Origin of the sequence: Dongia sp., assembly GCF_041906375.1 — a bacterium.
In the GTDB taxonomy this organism is placed as follows: domain Bacteria; phylum Pseudomonadota; class Alphaproteobacteria; order Dongiales; family Dongiaceae; genus Dongia.
Window position 1 is genome coordinate 166,722 of record NZ_JAYRJJ010000002.1, and the last position, 17,648, is coordinate 184,369.

Consider the following 17,648-nt stretch of genomic DNA (forward strand, 5'->3'; position numbering starts at 1 on the left):
TTTCCCCTTGCGTTACATCAGCACCCGCGGCCAGGCGCCGAAACTCAATTTCGAGGCGGCTCTGCTCACGGGCTTGGCCCGCGACGGCGGCCTTTACGTGCCGGAAGCCTGGCCGCAATGGAGCGATGCGCAGTTCCGCAAGCTTGCCGGCAAGCCCTATGTGGATGTGGCGGGGGCGGTGATGAAGCCCTTCATCGGCACCACCTTGAAGCCCACCCAGTTGGAGAAGGCGCTGAAGGCCGCTTATGGCAGCTTCCGCCACCAGGCCGTGGCGCCGCTGGTCCAGATCGACGAGAGCCTGTGGCTGATGGAACTGTTCCATGGACCCACGCTCGCCTTCAAGGACGTGGCGCTGCAGATGCTGGGGCAGTTCTACGACATCGTCCTCAAGGAGCGCGGCGAGCGCATCACCGTGGTCGGCGCCACCTCGGGCGACACCGGCTCGGCCGCGCTCGAGGCCTGCAAGAACCGGCAGTCGATCGACATCTTCATCCTGCATCCCAAGGGCCGCGTCTCGGAAGTGCAGCGCCGGCAGATGACGACGATCGAGGCCGACAACATCCACAACATCGCCATCGACGGATCGTTCGACGATTGCCAGGACATGGTCAAGGCCATGTTCAACGATCCCGCCTTCCGCGACCGGGTCAACATGTCGGCGGTGAATTCGATCAACTGGGCGCGCGTGATGGCGCAGATCGTCTATTACGTGACCGGCGCCCTGGCGCTCGGCGCCCCGGATCGCGCCGTCAATTTCGCTGTCCCGTCCGGCAATTTCGGCAACGTCTTTGCCGGTTATGCCGCCCGCGCCATGGGCCTGCCCATCCAGCAGCTCATCGTCGGCTCGAACCGCAACGACATCCTGACGCGCTTCTTCCATTCCGGCGCCATGAAGATGAGCAAGGTCGCGCCATCGCTGTCGCCCTCGATGGACATCCAGGTCTCCAGCAATCTCGAGCGCCTGCTGTTCGATCTCTTCGACCGCAAGGGCGACAGACTGGGCGCCGCGATGACGGCCTTCCGCGAAACCGGCAGCTTCACCGCGCCGAAAAGGGGCTGGGCGCAAACGGCCAAGCTGTTCAAGGCACATCGCCTCGATGATCGCGAGACCCTGGCCGCCATGCGCGATATCCATAAGCGCACCGGCATGCTGGTCGACCCGCATTCGGCCATCGGCATCGCGGCCGCGCTGGAGCAGCGCAAGGCCGGCAAGTCCGACGCCACGCCCACCATCGCGCTGGCAACCGCGCATCCGGCAAAGTTCCCGGACGCCGTTGAAAAGGCCACCGGCATCCGCCCGGGTCTGCCGGCGCATCTCTCGGACCTGCTCAGCCGCAAGGAGCGCCTTTCGGAGCTACCCAACGACCTCAAGAAGGTGCAAGACTATGTCCTCGCCCACACCCGGCTTGGGCATAACAGGTAACGGATCCCATCGTATTGGACATGATCACCAGCAAAGCGGATACGAGCGTCGAGGTTACGACGCTCGATAACGGCTTCCGCATCGCCAGCGACCGCATGGCATCGGTCGAAACCGTCTCGCTCGGCGTCTGGGTCGGCATCGGCACACGGCATGAGGAAGCGGCGGAGAACGGCGTCTCGCACCTCCTCGAACATATGGCCTTCAAGGGCACCAGGCGCCGGTCGGCACGCGACATCGCCGTCGAGATCGAGAATGTGGGCGGTGTGCTCAACGCCTATACGGGGCGCGAACAGACGGCCTATTACGCCAAGGTCCTGGCCGCCGATCTGCCGCTCGCCGTCGATATCATTGCCGACATCCTGCAGCATTCGACCTATGACGCGACGGAACTGGAACGCGAGCGCGGCGTCATCCTGCAGGAGATCGGGCAGGCCGAGGACACGCCGGACGACATCGTCTTCGACTATTTTCAGGAAGCGGCCTTTCCCGATCAGAGCATGGGACGCCCGGTGCTGGGGCGCGCCGACATTATCGCCGCGCTGAAGGCGGAGGAGATCGCCGCCTATCAGAACAGTCGCTATCGGCCCGGCAACATGGTGCTGGCAGCTGCCGGCAATCTGGAGCACACGCGCCTTGTCGATCTTGCGCTCAAGGCCTTCGACCACCTGCCGCAGGGCCATACCGGCGCACCGGAAGCGGCGCGCTATCGGGGTGGCGAGACGCGCTATGGCCGCGAGCTAGAGCAGGCGCATATCCTGCTGGGTTTTGAAGGCATCGGCGTCCACGATCCCGACTACTATGCCAGCGCCGTGCTGTCGCAGCTCTTCGGCGGCGGCATGTCCTCGCGCCTCTTCCAGGAAGTACGTGAGAAGCGCGGACTGGTTTATGGCATCCACAGCTTCGCCAGCGCCTGGAACGATGCCGGCCTCTTCGGTATCTATGCCGGCACGGGCGAGGATGAGGCCAAGGAATTGCTCCCCATCGTCTGCGACGAACTGCTCAAGCTGCCGCACGATATCTCGGAAGAAGAGACGCGCCGGGCGGCGGCCCAGCTCAAGGCCGGCATTCTGATGTCGCGCGAAAAGACCTCGGCCCGCTGCGAACATCTGGCCGCGCAATTGCTGATCCACAACCGGGTGCTGACCCCGGCCGAGATCGTCGCCAAGGTCGATGCCGTCGGCATTCCCGATCTGGTCCGCGTGGCCCGGCGCCTCATCGCCAGCAATCCCACGCTCACGGCCATGGGACCGGTCGGACAGGTCATGGACCTTGCATCTTTGCGCGGCCGCCTGCAGGCTTGAGCCCATGCCGACCGGCCTGAGGAAGCAGCTCTGAGGAAGCCGCATGTTCCTGTTCGAACCGACCTATCGGCCGGCACCGCCGGTGCTGAGGGGGGAATTCGTCTATCTGCGCCCGCCCTTGATGGCGGATTATCGAGCCTGGGCGGATTTGCGCGCGCATAGCCGCGCCTTCCTCGAACCCTGGGAACCGCTCTGGGGCGAAAATGCTCTCTCCCGCGGCACCTACCGCAATCGCATCAACCGCGTGTTGCGCGAGTGGAATAGCGACCTCGGCTATGCCTTCCATATTTTCGCAACCGGCCGCAACGGTCTTGCCAAGGATGCGCTGCTGGGCGGTGTCAATCTCAACAATGTGCGACGCCTGTCGGCGCAATGCTGCAACCTGGGTTATTGGATGGGCGAGCCCTTTGCCGGGCGCGGGCTGATGCACGCGGCCTTACAGGTTTTGCTGCCCTTTGCCTTCGCTAGCCAAGGTGAAGATCAGCCGGGCCTCGGCCTCCACCGCATCGATGCCGCCTGCATTCCAGACAACACCCCCAGCCGCGAATTGCTGCGCCGCTGCGGCTTTCACCAAGTCGGGCTGGCGCCGGCCTATCTCAAGATCGCCGGCACATGGCGCGATCACCTCTGCCACCAATTGCTGGCGGAGGATTATGCGGCAGAGTCACGCGTGACCGATATCGCCTGATAGTGCGGTGAGGTTGACGCCGAGCTTGCCGATGCAGCGTTCCCATTTGTCGTTGAGGTCGTCGTCGAAGATGAGTTCCTCGTCGGCGGGCACGTTGAGCCAGGCATTGGCCTGCATTTCGGCGTCCAGCTGCCCCGGGCCCCAGCCGGCATAACCCAGGGCCAGCACCGAGCGGCGCGGGCCCTGGCCGGCGGCGATGTCGCGCAGGATGTCGAGCGTGGCGGTGAGGCCGATTTCGGAACCGACCTTCAGCGTGGCATCCTCGACATAATCGACCGAATGCAGGACGAAGCCACGGCCCGTTTCGACCGGGCCGCCGGAGCGGATGCGGATATGTTCGGCGTTCTGCACCGAGTCGATGCCGAGCTGGCTCAGCAAATCGGGGAAACTGAGGGCGCCCACCAATCGGTTGAGGATGAGCCCCATGGCGCCGTCGCTGGTATGGGCGCACAGATAGATGACCGTACGGGTGAAACGGGCATCGCGCATCTGCGGCATCGCGACGAGCAGTTGCCCCGTCATAAAGCCCTGATGTAAAAGCCCTTTGTGCATGGCGACCAATCCGTAGGTGGCGGCAAAATGACGCGCCGCCGCTGAAACAAGCCGGCAGCGCCATCCGTAGAAGCTGAGGGTATAATTGCGCCGGAAAGTTGGCAAATAGTGAATCAAGCAATTTGCATCAAGTCTTTGCGATGGCCGGTCGGCGCGCGCCTTAAGGGGCTCGCGCTGGGGCTTCTGCTTGTTTTTTCGCAGAACCCCGCCCTGGCGCAGGACAGTGCCAAAACCGATCAGACTGAAGTTCGCCTCATTTCGGCCGTGACCGCCGCCGGCGATCTCGCAAAAGTGCCGCTGGGCGTCGCCATGACCCTGAAGCCCGGCTGGAAGACCTATTGGCGCAGCCCCGGCGATGCGGGCTTCGCCCCCACGTTCGATATCACAGGATCAAGCAATGTGGCGGCCGCGGAATTCTCCTATCCGGTGCCGCATCGCTTCGAACTCTTCGGCCTGCAGACTTTCGGCTATGGCGGGGAAATCGTCTTTCCCCTCACCCTGACGCCGCAGCAGCCGGGCCAGCCGGTCGCCTTGCGCGCGAAGCTGCGCTATCTCGTCTGCGAGCAGGTCTGCATTCCTTACGAGCATCAACTGTCGCTCGATTTGCCGGCAGGCCTTGCCGCGGTCAGCGAGGATGCGGCCCTCATCAGCCGTTACCAGGCGCTGGTGCCCGATGCCGGTGCCAAGGCGCGCTTCTCCGTCCAGGACTTGCGTATCGCGAACGGCACCCTCAGCGTCACTTTGCGCTCGGACGGCGCCCCGCTGGTGCATCCAGATGCCATCGTGGAAGCGCCGAGCGGTCTCTATTTCGACAAGCCGAAGGTGGAGCTTCTGGAAGGCGGCCAAAGTGCGCGGCTCGATTTGCCCTTCGAGCGCGAAGAGGCAGGACCGGATCCCGCAACGACGGCGCTGACCTTCACCCTGTTCGATGGCGAGCGTGCACTTGAACAGACTTTGGTGCCGGGTATTTTCGTCGCGTCGATCGGCGCGCCCGCGATCGCGCCGGATGCGCCTGCCTTGTGGCCGATGCTGCTGGTGGCCCTCGCCGGCGGACTCATCCTCAACGTCATGCCCTGCGTGCTGCCGGTGCTGCTGCTGAAACTCAGCCATGTACTGGAACATGCGGGCACGGCGCGGCGCCATATGCGCGCCGGATTTCTTGCCAGTGCCGCCGGCATCGTCAGCGCCTTCGGCGTTCTCGCCGGCATTCTTATCGCCGTCAAGGCGAGCGGCGAGACGATCGGCTGGGGCATCCAGTTCCAGCAGCCGCTCTTCCTCGGCTTCCTCGCTCTGCTCTGCTTTGGCCTGGCCGCAAACGTATGGGGCTGGTTCCAGATTCCGGTGCCGGCGATTGCGGGGGCACTCGGCAATCTCGCCGACAGGTCCGAACCGCGCCGGCCGTTGCTCGCCAGTTTTCTCAGTGGCGTGCTGGCAACCATCCTTGCCACACCCTGTTCGGCGCCGCTGGTCGGCACCGCCGTGGGCTTTGCCTTGGCGCGGGGACCCGGCGAAATCCTTGTCATCTTTCTCGCCCTCGGTCTTGGCCTGGCGCTGCCCTATCTCACCATCGCCGCTGTGCCGCGCCTTGTCGCCTGGCTGCCGCGACCGGGCCGCTGGATGCTGTGGCTGAAACGCGCGCTGGGCCTGTCGCTGGCCGCCACCGGCTTGTGGCTCGGCTTCATTCTGGTGCAGCAGACGGGATTGGTGGCCGCGGCGCCGCGCGATGACGGCATCGCCTGGCAGAAGTTCGATGCGGCGGCCATACCGGATCTCGTCAAGCAGGGCCGGGTCGTTTTCGTCGACGTCACCGCCGAATGGTGCCTCACCTGCAAGGCCAACAAGGAATTCGTCCTGACGCAGGCACCGGTCGCGGATGCCCTTGGTGCCACCCAAGCCATGCTGGCCGATTGGACCAGGCCGGATCCCGCCATCAGCGCCTATCTGGCGAGCTTCGGCCGATTCGGGATTCCGATGAATGTCGTCTATGGCCCCGGGGCGCCGGACGGCATCCTGCTGCCGGAGCTTCTGTCCAGTGACGTTGTCATGACGGCGCTGCAGCAAGCCAAATAACCGCATTTTTGCGAATGACTTTGCCCGCTTGGCAATGGGGCCGGGCCGGGCCTATATCTACTCCCGTATTGATTTGCCGCTCCGCCAATTGTTGCGGGCACTGCACTGGCAATGACGCTGGCTCGGCCGGATGTCGGAACTCTAGGAAAGGATCTCATTCATGACGATTAAGGTTGGCGACAAGATTCCGTCGGTCTCGTTGAAGACGATGGACAAGGACGGCATGCAGACCCTCTCCACCGACGATATCTTCAAGGGCAAGAAAGTGGTGCTGTTCGCCTTGCCCGGCGCCTTCACGCCGACCTGCTCGGCCAAGCATCTGCCGGGCTTCGTCAACAACGCGGCGGCCCTCAAGGCCAAGGGCGTCGACACCATCGCCTGCCTCTCGGTCAACGATGCCTTCGTGATGGATGCCTGGGGCAAGGCGCAGAATGCCGGCGACAAGGTGCTGATGCTGGCCGATGGCAATGCCGATTTCTCCAAGGCCGTGGGCCTCACCATGGACGGTTCCGGCTACGGCATGGGCTTGCGCGCGAGCCGCTATGCGATGGTGGTCGAGGACGGCAAGGTGAAGGCGCTTAATGTCGAAGCGCCGGGCGCCTTCGAGGTTTCCAGCGCCGAAGCCGTGCTGAAGGTCCTCTAAGCCTTAAGAACTTGCCCAAAGCGGGGTGGCGGTCCAGAATCGATCCTCTGGACCGCCACCCCGCTTTTCTATTGGAAAATTCATGCCGGCCGATTCGCCGCCCCTCGATTCACTGCCCTTCGATACACTGGCAGCGGCCCTCGACATCCTGCACCGCGTCTATGGCCACGAAGCGTTTCGCGGCCGGCAGGCGGAAATCATCGACCATGTGGTAAAGGGCGGCGATGCGCTGGTCCTCATGCCGACGGGCGGGGGCAAATCGGTCTGCTATCAGATTCCCGCCATGCTGCGTGACGGGGTCGGCATCGTCGTCTCGCCGCTCATCGCCCTGATGCAGGACCAAGTGGCCGCGTTGCAGCAGATGGGTGTTGCCGCGGCCGTCCTCAATTCCAGCCAATCGCTCGATGAAATGCGCGCTGTCGAGGCGCAGTTGCGCCAGGGCACCCTGCAACTCCTCTATGTGGCCCCGGAGCGGCTGCTGACACCCCGCTTCCTGGACCTGCTGCACACGCTGAAGATCGCCCTTTTCGCCATCGACGAGGCGCATTGCGTGTCGCAATGGGGGCATGATTTCCGCCCCGAATATATTCAGCTATCCGTGCTGCATCAGCAATTTCCCGATGTGCCGCGGATAGCACTCACCGCCACAGCCGACCGCGAGACACGGGCCGAGATCCGTACCCGCCTGGCGCTCGAGGAGGCCGAGGTTTATCTCACCTCCTTCGACCGGCCGAACATCCGCTACCGGGTGGTGGAGCGGACCGATGCCAAGCGCCAGCTGCTGGCGCTGATCGAGGGCGATTATGTGGGTGCCGCCGGCATCGTCTATTGCCAGTCCCGGAAGAAAGTCGACGAAACCGCAGCCTGGCTCGCCACACATAAGATCAAGGCCCTGCCCTATCACGCCGGCATGGATGCGGAGACGCGGCGCCGCAACCAGGAGCGGTTCCTGCGCGAAGACGGCATTGTCATGGTGGCGACCATCGCCTTCGGCATGGGGATCGACAAGCCGGACGTGCGCTTCGTCGCCCATCTCGACCTCCCCAGTTCCATTGAGGCCTATTACCAGGAAACCGGGCGCGCCGGCCGCGATGGCGCCGCCGCCGATGCCTGGCTGGCCTTCGGCCTCGCCGATGTCGTGCTGTTGCGCCGGCGCATCGAGGAATCGGAGCTTTCCGACCAGCGCAAGGTGGTGAGCCGGCGCAAGCTCGATGCGCTGCTGGCCTTCTGCGAGGCGACGACCTGCCGCCGCGTGGCGCTGCTGTCCTATCTCGGCGAGGAATCGCAACCCTGCGGCAATTGCGATATCTGCCTGGAGCCCGGTGAAAGCTGGGATGCGAGCGTGCCGGCGCAGAAACTGCTCTCGGCCTGCTGGCGCACGGGCCAGCGCTTCGGCGTCGGTCATCTCGTCGACGTGCTGCGCGGCGAGGCGACGGACAAGGTGACGCGCTTTGGCCACGAGCAACTGCCGGTCTTCGGCATCGGCCGTGACGTAGACGCGCAGATCTGGAAATCGCTGGCGCGCCAGCTGGTGTCGCTAGGCTATCTCATCGTGCAGAGCGACCAGTTCAACACCCTGGCGGTGAGCGAAACGGCGCGGCCGCTGCTCAAGGGCGAAGCCACGCTGATGATGCGCCGCCCGACGGTGAAGATGGGCCGCGGCAATCGCCCGCGCCGCAACGGCACGGCGGAAGCGACGACCGCCGCTGCCCTCACCCGCGCCGATGTGGCGCCGGATCTGTGGGATGCCTTGCGCAACCGCCGCCGCGACCTTGCCACGGCACAGAATCTGCCACCCTATGTCATTTTTCATGACGCGACTTTGCTGGCGATTGCGCAGGCCAAGCCGCAGCGCCTGGAAGACTTCCTGCACATCCCCGGCATCGGCGAACGCAAGATGAAGCGCTACGGCGCCGATTTCCTGGAAGTGCTGGCGGCGTTCCGGTGAGCGCCTAGAACGCCACTTCGGCAGTCTTCTGCACGGTCACCGCATGCTTGCCCGCATCAAAGCCATCGAGCAGCAGGTTGTGATGCGCGATGATCTGATCGTAAGTGAGGGCACCGCGGTCGCCGGTCATATGGCCGTCGCCGAGCAGCGTCACGTCATAGCCCATGGTGACGGCACGGCGCGTGGTGGTGTCGACGCAATATTGCGTCATGCAGCCACCGATGACGAGATGCGTGATGCCGCGCTTCTGGAGCTGTTCCTGAAGGTCAGTCTCATAAAATGAATCGCAAGCTGTCTTGTGCACCAGCGCTTCGCCCGGCAACGGCGCGATCTCCGGCCGCAACTCCCAGCCCGGCTGGCCTTTCGCCAAGCGATGGTCGCCCTGGTCATTGTGCTGCACGACGATGACCGGCACGCCCGCCGCGCGCGCCCGCTGCTGCACGGCCTGCAGACGCCCCACCATTTCATCGAGCGCCCGGTCGAGCACCGGCTGTCTTTCGGTCGTTCCCGCACCGGCAAGGATCGCCTTCTGTACGTCGATGATCAGCAAGGCTTTCGTCATGGCAAGGCGTCCTTTCCTTAAAGCGTTCGGGGATTATCACCTTCCGGGGATGGCAGCCCGCGCCAGCGCATCGGCGCGTTCATTCTCGGCATGACCGTCATGGCCGCGGACCCAGATCCATTCGACCTTATGGCTTTTCACCGCCGCGTCCAGACGCTGCCACAGATCGACATTCTTCACCGGCTTCTTGTCCGCTGTCTTCCAGCCGTTTTTCTTCCAGCCATGAATCCAGGTGGTGATGCCGTTCTTCACATATTGGCTGTCGGTATGGAGGCGCACATGGGTGGTAGCCTTCATCGCCTCGATGGCGGCAATGGCCGCCATCAGTTCCATGCGGTTGTTGGTCGTCGCCGCCTCGCCGCCGGAAAGTTCCTTTTCGATCGCGCCATAGCGCAGGATAGCACCCCAGCCGCCCGGGCCGGGATTGCCGCTGCAGGCGCCGTCGGTGAAGACGTCGACGGTCTTGAGATCGGGTGCGGTCGTCATAGGCCGTAGGCGGCGACACTGCCTGCCTGCTGGTGGAAACGCAGCTTCTTCAGATATTCCAGCGGATCCTTCGGCTGTACGAAGGCGCCCGGCGGATGGTTGAGCCAGTCATAGAGGCGCGTCAGCAGGAAGCGGAGCGCTCCACCGCGCGCGAGGATCGGCATCGCCGCCAATTCCTGCGCCGGCAAGGGACGCAGTTTCGCATAGCTTTCGATCATCAGCTTCGTCTTGGTGACATTGAATTCGCCCATCACCTCGAAGCACCAGGCGTTGAGGCAAATGGCGATGTCGTAGGCAAGGTAATCCGTGCAGGCGAAATAGAAATCGATGAGACCGGAAAGGCGGTCGCCCAGAAAGAAGACATTGTCGGGGAAAAGATCGGCGTGGATGACGCCGATCTCCAGATCCTGCGGCCAGTTCTTCTCGAGGAAGGCCAACTCGTCCTGGATGATCTTGGCCAGTCCCGGCGAAACCTCGTCCGCCCGGTCTTTGGTATTGGCGACCAAATTGCGCCAGCCGGAAAGGGAAAGATTGTTCGGCCGCTTCAAGGCGAAATCACGCCCTTTCAAATGGAATTCGGCCATCGCCGTCCCCAGCAGCTGGCAGTGCCGCTCATTGGGACGGCGCGGCCACATGCCTTCGAGGAAGCTGATGATTGCCGCCGGCCGGCCACACAATTCGCGCAAGGAACCACCATCCCGCGCCTTGATCGGCGTCGGGCAGCTGAGGCCCTTGGCTGCCAGGTGCTCCATCAGGCCCAGGAAGAACGGCAGATCGTCCCGGTTCACGCGCTTTTCATAGAGGGTCAGGATATAGCTGCCCCTGGTCGTGCGTATGAGGAAGTTCGAATTCTCGACCCCTTCGGCAATGCCCTTGCAGGAGACGACCTCGCCAATGTCATAGGCCTTGACGAAGGCAGCGAGATCGCCATCCGGCACTTCGGTGTAAACAGCCATGTCGATGTTCCGGATTGGTTATGCAGCCGAGCCCTATGCCGTCAGGGCGCGGGGCAGTTTGAAATGCGTGGTCTCGGTGGTGACCGAAACCTCGTCGGTGTCGATGTCGAAACGGTCGCGCAAGGAACCGATCACTTCCTGCACCAGGATTTCCGGCGCCGAGGCCCCGGCCGTGATGCCGACGGTCTTGACGCCGTCGAACCAGGACCAGTCGATCTCCGCCGCCTTCTGCACCAGATAGGCTTGCGTACAGCCGGCGACGCGCGCGACCTCGACCAGGCGGCGCGAATTCGACGAGTTCGGCGCGCCGATCACCAGCATCAGATCGCATTTTTCCGCGATCGCCTTCACCGCCTGCTGGCGGTTGGTGGTGGCGTAGCAGATATCTTCCTTGCGCGGCCCATGGATGGCCGGGAAGCGGCGCTTCAGGACCGAAATGATGCCGATCGTGTCGTCGATGGAGAGCGTCGTCTGCGTGATATAGGCCAGCGCCAGCGGGTCCTTGACGGCGATCTTCTCGGCATCCTCGGCCGTCTCCACCAGCGAGACGGCGCCTTCCGGCAATTGACCGATGGTGCCGATGACTTCCGGATGCCCGGCATGGCCGATGAGAATGATGTGCTGGCCGGCGGCAAAATGGCCCTCGGCCTCGCGATGGACCTTGGAGACCAGCGGGCAGGTGGCATCGAGATACATCAATTCGCGCCGCTCGGCTTCCGCCGGGATGGCCTTGGGCACACCATGGGCCGAAAAGACCACCGGAAACTGGCCTGGAATTTCGTCCAGTTCCTCGACGAAGATGGCGCCCTTCTTCTCCAGCGCCTCGACCACATGCCGATTGTGGACGATCTCGTGGCGCACATAGACCGGCGCGCCATACCGTTCCAAAGCCCGCTCGACGATCTGGATCGCACGGTCGACACCGGCGCAAAAACCGCGCGGGGCGGCCAGGTAGACGGTCAGCTTGCTCTTGCTCATCGGACGCTTTCCCGAAAGGCCGTGTTGGTCGGGTTATTTCGGCTGGAATATAGGGTTTTCGACCCTATAGGCAATGCCAAATGGCGCAATACCACAGGCTCATGCGTGCATCGAATCCGGTCAAGCCGGCGCCCGGGTTTGCCGGCCCCGCTTGTGGAAGCCTGACCGCTCAACTAAAGTCCGCGAGTAGGGTTAATTCGGTCAGGATTCGGTGCTGCCAGCAAGGCGTGTGCCGGCCGGGCCGCTCCGGGGGTAGAGGCCGCGATGACGGATCCGCAGATCGCTCAGAAAGCGCCTTTCAAGGTCGATGTCGAAGCCGGCAAATCCTATTTCTGGTGCGCCTGCGGGCGCAGCCAGAAGCAGCCCTTTTGCGACGGATCGCATAAGGGAACCGGCTTCAATCCCGTGAAATTCGACGCAACCGAGGCCAAGGCCGTGTTCTTCTGCGGCTGCAAACATTCCCATAAAGCACCGCTTTGCGACGGTACGCATTCCAAACTCTAGTCCAACCCCTGGAATCGACACCGGACGCGCGGAAAGGATGACAATGACCACGATGTACAAATTTGGGCGAAATCTCCTGTGCGCGCTGGGTGGAGTGCTGTTGCTCAGCGGCTGCTACGACCCGGTCCCGCAGCAATCGCGCCCATGCCCGCTGGTCAAGGTGGTCCAGGACGCTGCCTATCTCACACGCTTCGTCGGTGAAAGCGAAGATCTGGCCGACACGTCGTTCGAGGCGCGCATTGCCCGCTCCAAATCGTTCTGCACTTACGTGATGGACACGAGTACCGGTGCAACAACGATTCGCAGTGAAGTGAGCGTCGAATTCGCCGCCTCGCGCGGCCCGAAGAATCCGGACAGCACCGCCAAGTTCAATTACTGGATCCGCGTCACGGGCCCGGGCAGCAGCCAGCTTTCCAGCCAGACCCTCGATGTCGAGATTCCCTTCACCGCCTCCAAGGTCCAGGGTCTCGCCCAGGATGAAGTGAACATTCTCGTTCCGCTCAAGCAGGGCGAAAACGGCGATTTCTACCGCATCTATGTCGGCCTTGCGGTGAATGAGAAGGAATTGGCCTATAACCGGCGCAACCCGCAGTTCTGAGGCTGCGCTTCTCCAAATATCGCCCACCGGGCGATGCCGCATCTGCACATAAAAATGCCGCTTGACGGATAGTCGCGCGGCGGCCCATGTTGCGCGCGGCAAAACCCGTCGTCGGGAGAGACCTTGCCCCAGCCAGAGTGACTGGGGTCAGGCGCCGAAGGAGCAACCGCCCCCGGAAACTCTCAGGCAAAAGGACCGATACGGGGAAAAACTCTGGAAAGCGGATGGCCCCACACCTGGGCTTCATCCCACCGAAGGAGTAAACCGCCAGTTTGTTTTGCGCCATTCATGGCGCAGGACAGCCGACGGCCAATCTCTCAGGTTCCGAAGACAGAGGGGGGTCGCGCGGGAAATCCGAATGAGGAATTCCCGGTCGCGGTCGCCATTCGTCGGAGGGTTACCAAGTGAGTGCCGCAACCGGGGCCGATGCGCCCCTTCTTTCCACCGCTCTGCATGATTTGCATGTCGAACTGGGCGCCAAGATGGTGCCGTTCGCCGGCTATGACATGCCCGTGCAATACCCGGCCGGCATCCTGACCGAGCATCTTCACACCCGCGAGGCTGCGGGTCTGTTTGATGTCTCGCATATGGGCCAGATCCGCATCCGCGCCGAATCTTTCACGGCCGCCGCTGCCGCGCTGGAGCGCCTATGTCCGGCGGATTTCATGGGGCTGAAGCCCGGCCAGCAGCGCTACAGCTTCTTCACCGACAATGCCGCCGGTATCCTCGACGATCTCATGGTGACCCGCATGGGTCCGGGCGATGAGAGCGACCACATCTTCATGGTCGTCAATGCCGGCTGCAAGGATGCCGACATCGCCCATCTCAAAGCCAATCTCAATGGCCGCTGCGAGATCGAGGTGCTGGGCGACCGCTCGCTTGTCGCCCTGCAAGGGCCGAAGGCCGCCGCCGTCTTCGCGCGGCTGGCCCCAGAAAGCGCCAAGCTCAAATTCATGAGCGGTGCAAAATTGAAAGCGGCCGGCTGCGACGTCATCGCCACCCGCTCCGGCTATACGGGCGAGGATGGATTCGAAATCTCGGTCGCCAATTCGGATATCGTCGCCTTTACCCGGAAGTTGCTGACGGAACCGGAAGTGAAGCCGATCGGCCTGGGTGCCCGCGACTCGCTGCGCCTGGAGGCCGGGCTTTGCCTTTATGGCAATGACATCACCGAAAAGACCAACCCGGTCGAAGCCAATCTGGTCTGGGCCATGCAGAAGCGTCGCCGCGACGAGGGCGGCTTTCCCGGCGCCGGCATCGTGCAGCGCCAATTGGCGGAAGGTCCGGCAAGGAAGCGCGTCGGCATTTTGCCTGAGGGCAAGGCGCCGGCCCGGGCGCATACCGAAATCACCGACCAGCAGGGCCGAATCATCGGCGAGATCACCTCGGGTGGATTTGGCCCCAGCCTCGGCGCACCCGTTGCCATGGGCTATGTCGAGACCGCGCATGCCGCCACCGGCACGGCGGTCAACCTCATGGTGCGCGGCAAGGCCCTGCCGGCCAAGGTCGCCGCTATGCCCTTCGTGCCACATCGTTATCAACGCTGACAGGAAATGGTCAGCTTCACCGGGGAACGGCGCGACGATCCGTCGAAGCGCCACAACAAAACTGAGGAGACAGGTTCCATGAGCGGCATTCGCTTTGCAAAGGATCATGAATGGGTGAAGGTCGAGGGCGATGTCGCCACCATCGGCATCAGCCCCTATGCGCAGGAACAGCTGGGCGACGTCGTCTTCGTCGACCTGCCGGCCATCGGCAAGAAGATCGAAAAGGGCAAGGAGCTTGCCGTCGTCGAATCCGTGAAGGCCGCGAGCGAAGTCTATGCGCCGGTCTCCGGCGAAGTGGTCGAAGTGAACGCGGCACTGGGCGATACGCCCGGCACCGTCAATGAAGATGCGCTGGGCAAGGGTTGGTTCGCCAAGGTGAAGATGTCGAACAAAGCCGAGCTTGACGCCCTCATGGATGAGGCCGCCTACAAGACCTATTGCGAGGGGTTGCACTGACATGCGCTTCCTGCCGCTGACCGAGCCCGACCGCCAGACAATGCTGGCCAAGGTCGGGGTACCCTCGGTCGATAGCCTTTATGCGGACGTGCCGAACGGCGCGCTGTTGAAGGCACCTATCGCCGGCCTTTCCAACCACATGTCGGAGATGGAGGTCGAGCGCTTCATCGGCGCCATGGCGCAGAAGAATCTCGGTACCAACCAGGCGCCGAGCTTCCTCGGTGCCGGCGCCTATCGCCACCATGTGCCGGCGGCGGTCGACCATCTGATCCAGCGCGGCGAGTTCCTCACTTCCTATACTCCCTACCAGCCGGAAGTGGCGCAGGGGACGCTGCAATATCTCTTTGAATTCCAGACCCAGGTGGCGCTCCTCACCGGCATGGATGTAGCGAACGCCTCGATGTATGACGGCGCCACGGCGACCACCGAAGCCGTCGCCATGGCCAACCGCGTGACAAGGCGCAAGAAGGCCATCATCTCCGGCGGCCTGCATCCGCATTACCGCGAAGTCGTGGAAACCCATGGCCACCACACCGGCTTCGAGACTGTGGCGGCCCCGCTCGATGCCAGCGGCAAGGAAGACCTCGCCAAGCATCTCGGCCCCGACGTCTCCTGCGTCGTCGTGCAGAACCCCAGCTTCTTCGGCCATATCCGCGACTTCACCAAGCTGGCCGAGGCCGTTCATGCCGCCGGCGCGCTGCTGATCGTCGCCGTGACCGAGGTGGTATCCTTGGGCCTGCTGACCCCGCCGGGTGAAATGGGTGCCGATATCGTCGTGGCCGAGGGCCAGTCGATCGGCAACCCGCTGGGCTTCGGCGGTCCCTATGTAGGCCTCTTTGCCGTGCGCGAGAAATTCGTGCGGCAGATGCCGGGTCGCGTCACCGGGCAGACCGTCGATGTCGACGGTCGGCGCGGCTGGGTGCTGACCCTGTCCACCCGCGAGCAGCATATCCGCCGCGAAAAGGCCACCAGCAACATCTGCACCAATTCCGGCCTCTGCGCCTTGGCCTTCACCATCCACATGACGTTGCTGGGCGAAGCCGGCCTCAACAAGTTGGCGGCCCTCAACCACGCCAATGCCAGCAATCTGGCCGATCGCCTAGGCGCGTTGCCCGGTGTGAAGCTGCTCAATGACAGTTTCTTCAACGAGTTCACGCTGCAGCTGCCTAAGCCCGCCGTTGCGGTCGTCGAAGCCCTCGCCAAGCAGCGCATTCTGGCCGGCGTGCCGGTGGCGCGCATGGTCAAGGACAAGGCGGCCGAGAACCTGCTGCTCGTCGCCGCCACCGAACTCACCACCGAGGCCGAGATGAGCGCTCTCGAAGCCGGCCTCAAAGAGGTGCTGAAATGACCAAACCCAATCCCCTCACCAACACCATCTCGGGCAATCGCGGCCTGCAGCTCGAAGAGCCGTTGATCTTCGAGATGGACGTGCCCGGCCGTTCCGGCGTCGATCTGCCGGACGTGCCCAAGCACAAGGAGCGCCTCGGCGGCGTGAAGCGGAAAGGCGCGGTCGGCCTGCCGGGCCTGGCCGAATCCCAAGTGGTGCGGCACTACACCAAGCTCAGCCAGAAGAACTATGCGATCGACATGTCGGTCTATCCGCTGGGCTCCTGCACCATGAAGCACAACCCGCGCATCAACGAAAAGATCGCGCGCCTGCCGGGTATTGCCGATCTTCATCCCATGCAGCCGGTTTCGACGGTGCAAGGTGCGCTTGAGGTCATCGACACGCTGGCGCATTGGCTGAAGACCCTGACCGGAATGCCGGCCGTGGCCATGTCGCCGGCCGCCGGTGCCCATGGTGAACTTTGCGGCATGCTCACGATTCGTGCCGCCCAACTCGCCAAGGGTGATGCCAGGAAGCGCATCCTGGTTCCGGAATCGGCCCATGGCACCAACCCTGCCACGGCCGCTTCGATCGGCTATGAAGTCGATCCCGTCCCCGCCGATGAGCGTGGCCGGGTCGATCTTGCGGCCTTCAAGGCCAAGCTCGGGCCCGACGTCGCCGGCACGATGATCACCAACCCGAACACCTGCGGCCTGTTCGAGAACGACATCATCGACATCGCCGATGCGATCCACGGCGTCGGTGGCTATTTCTATTGCGACGGCGCCAATTTCAACGCCATCGTCGGCCGCGTGCGGCCGGGCGATCTCGGCGTCGATGCCATGCACATCAACCTGCACAAGACCTTCTCGACGCCCCATGGCGGCGGTGGCCCGGGTTCCGGCCCGGTCGTGCTCTCCGCCGCCCTCGCCCCCTATGCACCGCTCCCATATGTGACGCATGGGCCGAACGGCTTCGACCTGGTGGAGCACGATGACGGCCCGGATGGATCAAAGGGGGCTTTCGGGCGTCTCAAGGGCTTCCATGGCCAGATGGGCATGTTCACCCGCGCCCTCTCCTATATCCTCAGCCATGGTGCCGACGGCCTGCGCCAGGTCTCGGGGGATGCGGTCCTCAACGCCAACTACCTGCAGGCGAGCCTCAAGGGCGATCTCACAGCCGCCTTCCCCGGCACCTGCATGCATGAGGCGCTGTTCAACGACGACTTCCTGGAAGGGACCGGCGTCACCACGCTCGATTTCGCCAAGGCGATGATCGACGAGGGCTATCATCCGATGACGATGTACTTCCCGCTGGTCGTCCATGGTGCGCTGCTGATGGAACCGACCGAGACCGAGAGCAAGATCGGCCTCGATCGCTACATCGAAGTGGTGCAAGGGCTCGCGCGCCGCGCCAAGGCCGGCGAAGCCGACTATTTCCACGGCGCGCCCTATCACACGCCGCGCCGGCGCCTCGATGAAACGCTGGCCGCGCGCCAGCCGATCCTGCGCTGGAAACCGGAAGAAGCGAAGAAGGCGGCGGAGTAATTCCTCTCGCCCCAACCCCTCGCCCCATTCCAAGGGGTGAGGGGTTGCTTGCCTCGTACATC

At 63.5% G+C, this 17,648-nt stretch carries 17 protein-coding genes and 2 riboswitches; of the genes, 12 read left to right on the top strand and 5 right to left on the bottom strand.

The window, feature by feature from the left end; translation table 11 throughout:
- Window positions 1-7: 7 nt before the first annotated feature.
- From thrC to ACE3OA_RS07410, 3 genes are read left to right on the top strand one after another with little or no spacing between them, the layout of a single operon-like run.
- Window positions 8-1,423 carry a threonine synthase gene (thrC, locus tag ACE3OA_RS07400; protein ID WP_374309530.1) on the top strand — a complete coding sequence of 472 codons (1,416 nt, stop codon included), beginning with the start codon at window positions 8-10 and terminating at the stop codon, window positions 1,421-1,423.
- A 20-nt stretch (window positions 1,424-1,443) separates the two neighbouring features.
- Window positions 1,444-2,724 carry a M16 family metallopeptidase gene (locus tag ACE3OA_RS07405; protein WP_374309532.1) on the top strand — a complete coding sequence of 427 codons (1,281 nt, stop codon included), beginning with the start codon at window positions 1,444-1,446 and terminating at the stop codon, window positions 2,722-2,724.
- A gap of 43 nt (window positions 2,725-2,767) precedes the next feature.
- The gene (locus tag ACE3OA_RS07410) at window positions 2,768-3,412 is read left to right on the top strand and encodes a GNAT family N-acetyltransferase (protein WP_374309534.1); all 645 of its coding nucleotides are present in this window, start codon (window positions 2,768-2,770) and stop codon (window positions 3,410-3,412) included.
- On the opposite strand, the gene ACE3OA_RS07415 is transcribed toward ACE3OA_RS07410, so the two are convergent.
- The gene (locus ACE3OA_RS07415) at window positions 3,389-3,934 is read right to left on the bottom strand and encodes a YqgE/AlgH family protein (protein WP_374309536.1); all 546 of its coding nucleotides are present in this window, start codon (window positions 3,932-3,934) and stop codon (window positions 3,389-3,391) included. The two genes, ACE3OA_RS07410 and ACE3OA_RS07415, sit on opposite strands and share 24 nt — an antisense overlap.
- 138 nt (window positions 3,935-4,072) lie before the next feature.
- On the opposite strand from ACE3OA_RS07415, the gene ACE3OA_RS07420 reads away from it, so the two are divergent.
- From ACE3OA_RS07420 to recQ, 3 genes are all read left to right on the top strand, one after another.
- Window positions 4,073-6,034 (top strand): protein-disulfide reductase DsbD family protein, encoded by a 1,962-nt coding sequence (locus ACE3OA_RS07420; protein ID WP_374309538.1) that lies wholly within the window; start codon window positions 4,073-4,075, stop codon window positions 6,032-6,034.
- Between the two features lie 160 nt (window positions 6,035-6,194).
- A complete protein-coding gene (locus ACE3OA_RS07425) occupies window positions 6,195-6,677 on the top strand; it encodes a peroxiredoxin (RefSeq protein ID WP_374309540.1) in 483 nt (160 codons plus the stop codon).
- Window positions 6,678-6,759: 82 nt separating this feature from the next.
- The gene (gene recQ / locus ACE3OA_RS07430) at window positions 6,760-8,625 is read left to right on the top strand and encodes a DNA helicase RecQ (protein WP_374309542.1); all 1,866 of its coding nucleotides are present in this window, start codon (window positions 6,760-6,762) and stop codon (window positions 8,623-8,625) included.
- Window positions 8,626-8,629: 4 nt separating this feature from the next.
- On the opposite strand, the gene ACE3OA_RS07435 is transcribed toward recQ, so the two are convergent.
- From ACE3OA_RS07435 to ispH, 4 genes are read right to left on the bottom strand one after another with little or no spacing between them, the layout of a single operon-like run.
- Window positions 8,630-9,187, bottom strand: coding sequence for a cysteine hydrolase family protein (locus tag ACE3OA_RS07435; protein ID WP_374309544.1), 558 nt, complete (start codon window positions 9,185-9,187; stop codon window positions 8,630-8,632).
- 36 nt (window positions 9,188-9,223) lie between these two features.
- Entirely contained in the window at window positions 9,224-9,673 is a 450-nt protein-coding gene (gene rnhA / locus ACE3OA_RS07440) for a ribonuclease HI (protein ID WP_374309546.1), read from the bottom strand.
- Window positions 9,670-10,629, bottom strand: coding sequence for a homoserine kinase (locus tag ACE3OA_RS07445; RefSeq protein ID WP_374309548.1), 960 nt, complete (start codon window positions 10,627-10,629; stop codon window positions 9,670-9,672). Before ACE3OA_RS07445 ends, rnhA begins: the two co-directional genes overlap by 4 nt.
- A gap of 33 nt (window positions 10,630-10,662) precedes the next feature.
- The gene (ispH, locus tag ACE3OA_RS07450) at window positions 10,663-11,607 is read right to left on the bottom strand and encodes a 4-hydroxy-3-methylbut-2-enyl diphosphate reductase (protein ID WP_374309550.1); all 945 of its coding nucleotides are present in this window, start codon (window positions 11,605-11,607) and stop codon (window positions 10,663-10,665) included.
- Between the two features lie 264 nt (window positions 11,608-11,871).
- Here ispH and ACE3OA_RS07455 point away from each other — a divergent pair, with 264 nt between their 5' ends.
- The 6 genes from ACE3OA_RS07455 (at window position 11,872) to gcvPB (ending at window position 17,586) form a co-directional block, all read left to right on the top strand.
- Window positions 11,872-12,111, top strand: a complete 240-nt coding sequence (locus ACE3OA_RS07455; protein ID WP_374309552.1) for a CDGSH iron-sulfur domain-containing protein — start codon at window positions 11,872-11,874, stop codon at window positions 12,109-12,111.
- A 43-nt stretch (window positions 12,112-12,154) separates the two neighbouring features.
- A complete protein-coding gene (locus ACE3OA_RS07460) occupies window positions 12,155-12,709 on the top strand; it encodes a hypothetical protein (protein ID WP_374309554.1) in 555 nt (184 codons plus the stop codon).
- Between the two features lie 101 nt (window positions 12,710-12,810).
- Window positions 12,811-12,917: riboswitch (glycine riboswitch) on the top strand.
- A 3-nt stretch (window positions 12,918-12,920) separates the two neighbouring features.
- Window positions 12,921-13,045, top strand: a riboswitch (glycine riboswitch).
- Between the two features lie 68 nt (window positions 13,046-13,113).
- Window positions 13,114-14,256 (top strand): glycine cleavage system aminomethyltransferase GcvT, encoded by a 1,143-nt coding sequence (gene gcvT, locus ACE3OA_RS07465; RefSeq protein WP_374309556.1) that lies wholly within the window; start codon window positions 13,114-13,116, stop codon window positions 14,254-14,256.
- A 78-nt stretch (window positions 14,257-14,334) separates the two neighbouring features.
- Window positions 14,335-14,712 carry a glycine cleavage system protein GcvH gene (gene gcvH, locus ACE3OA_RS07470; protein ID WP_374309558.1) on the top strand — a complete coding sequence of 126 codons (378 nt, stop codon included), beginning with the start codon at window positions 14,335-14,337 and terminating at the stop codon, window positions 14,710-14,712.
- A 1-nt stretch (window position 14,713) separates the two neighbouring features.
- A complete protein-coding gene (gcvPA, locus tag ACE3OA_RS07475) occupies window positions 14,714-16,060 on the top strand; it encodes an aminomethyl-transferring glycine dehydrogenase subunit GcvPA (RefSeq protein WP_374309560.1) in 1,347 nt (448 codons plus the stop codon).
- Window positions 16,057-17,586, top strand: a complete 1,530-nt coding sequence (gcvPB, locus tag ACE3OA_RS07480; protein WP_374309561.1) for an aminomethyl-transferring glycine dehydrogenase subunit GcvPB — start codon at window positions 16,057-16,059, stop codon at window positions 17,584-17,586. Before gcvPA ends, gcvPB begins: the two co-directional genes overlap by 4 nt.
- Window positions 17,587-17,648: the final 62 nt, after the last annotated feature.

Excerpts from the sequence above, each read along its gene's own strand:
- ACE3OA_RS07425 (WP_374309540.1), top strand. The coding sequence starts at position 6,195 with ATGACGATTAAGGTTGGCGACAAGATTCCGTCGGTCTCGTTGAAGACG.
- ACE3OA_RS07405 (WP_374309532.1), top strand. The coding sequence starts at position 1,444 with ATGATCACCAGCAAAGCGGATACGAGCGTCGAGGTTACGACGCTCGAT.
- ispH (WP_374309550.1), bottom strand. The coding sequence starts at position 11,607 with ATGAGCAAGAGCAAGCTGACCGTCTACCTGGCCGCCCCGCGCGGTTTT.
- gcvPA (WP_374309560.1), top strand. The coding sequence starts at position 14,714 with ATGCGCTTCCTGCCGCTGACCGAGCCCGACCGCCAGACAATGCTGGCC.
- gcvH (WP_374309558.1), top strand. The coding sequence starts at position 14,335 with ATGAGCGGCATTCGCTTTGCAAAGGATCATGAATGGGTGAAGGTCGAG.
- rnhA (WP_374309546.1), bottom strand. The coding sequence starts at position 9,673 with ATGACGACCGCACCCGATCTCAAGACCGTCGACGTCTTCACCGACGGC.
- ACE3OA_RS07435 (WP_374309544.1), bottom strand. The coding sequence starts at position 9,187 with ATGACGAAAGCCTTGCTGATCATCGACGTACAGAAGGCGATCCTTGCC.
- ACE3OA_RS07445 (WP_374309548.1), bottom strand. The coding sequence starts at position 10,629 with ATGGCTGTTTACACCGAAGTGCCGGATGGCGATCTCGCTGCCTTCGTC.
- ACE3OA_RS07415 (WP_374309536.1), bottom strand. The coding sequence starts at position 3,934 with ATGACGGGGCAACTGCTCGTCGCGATGCCGCAGATGCGCGATGCCCGT.
- ACE3OA_RS07455 (WP_374309552.1), top strand. The coding sequence starts at position 11,872 with ATGACGGATCCGCAGATCGCTCAGAAAGCGCCTTTCAAGGTCGATGTC.
- ACE3OA_RS07410 (WP_374309534.1), top strand. The coding sequence starts at position 2,768 with ATGTTCCTGTTCGAACCGACCTATCGGCCGGCACCGCCGGTGCTGAGG.
- ACE3OA_RS07460 (WP_374309554.1), top strand. The coding sequence starts at position 12,155 with ATGACCACGATGTACAAATTTGGGCGAAATCTCCTGTGCGCGCTGGGT.
- gcvPB (WP_374309561.1), top strand. The coding sequence starts at position 16,057 with ATGACCAAACCCAATCCCCTCACCAACACCATCTCGGGCAATCGCGGC.
- recQ (WP_374309542.1), top strand. The coding sequence starts at position 6,760 with ATGCCGGCCGATTCGCCGCCCCTCGATTCACTGCCCTTCGATACACTG.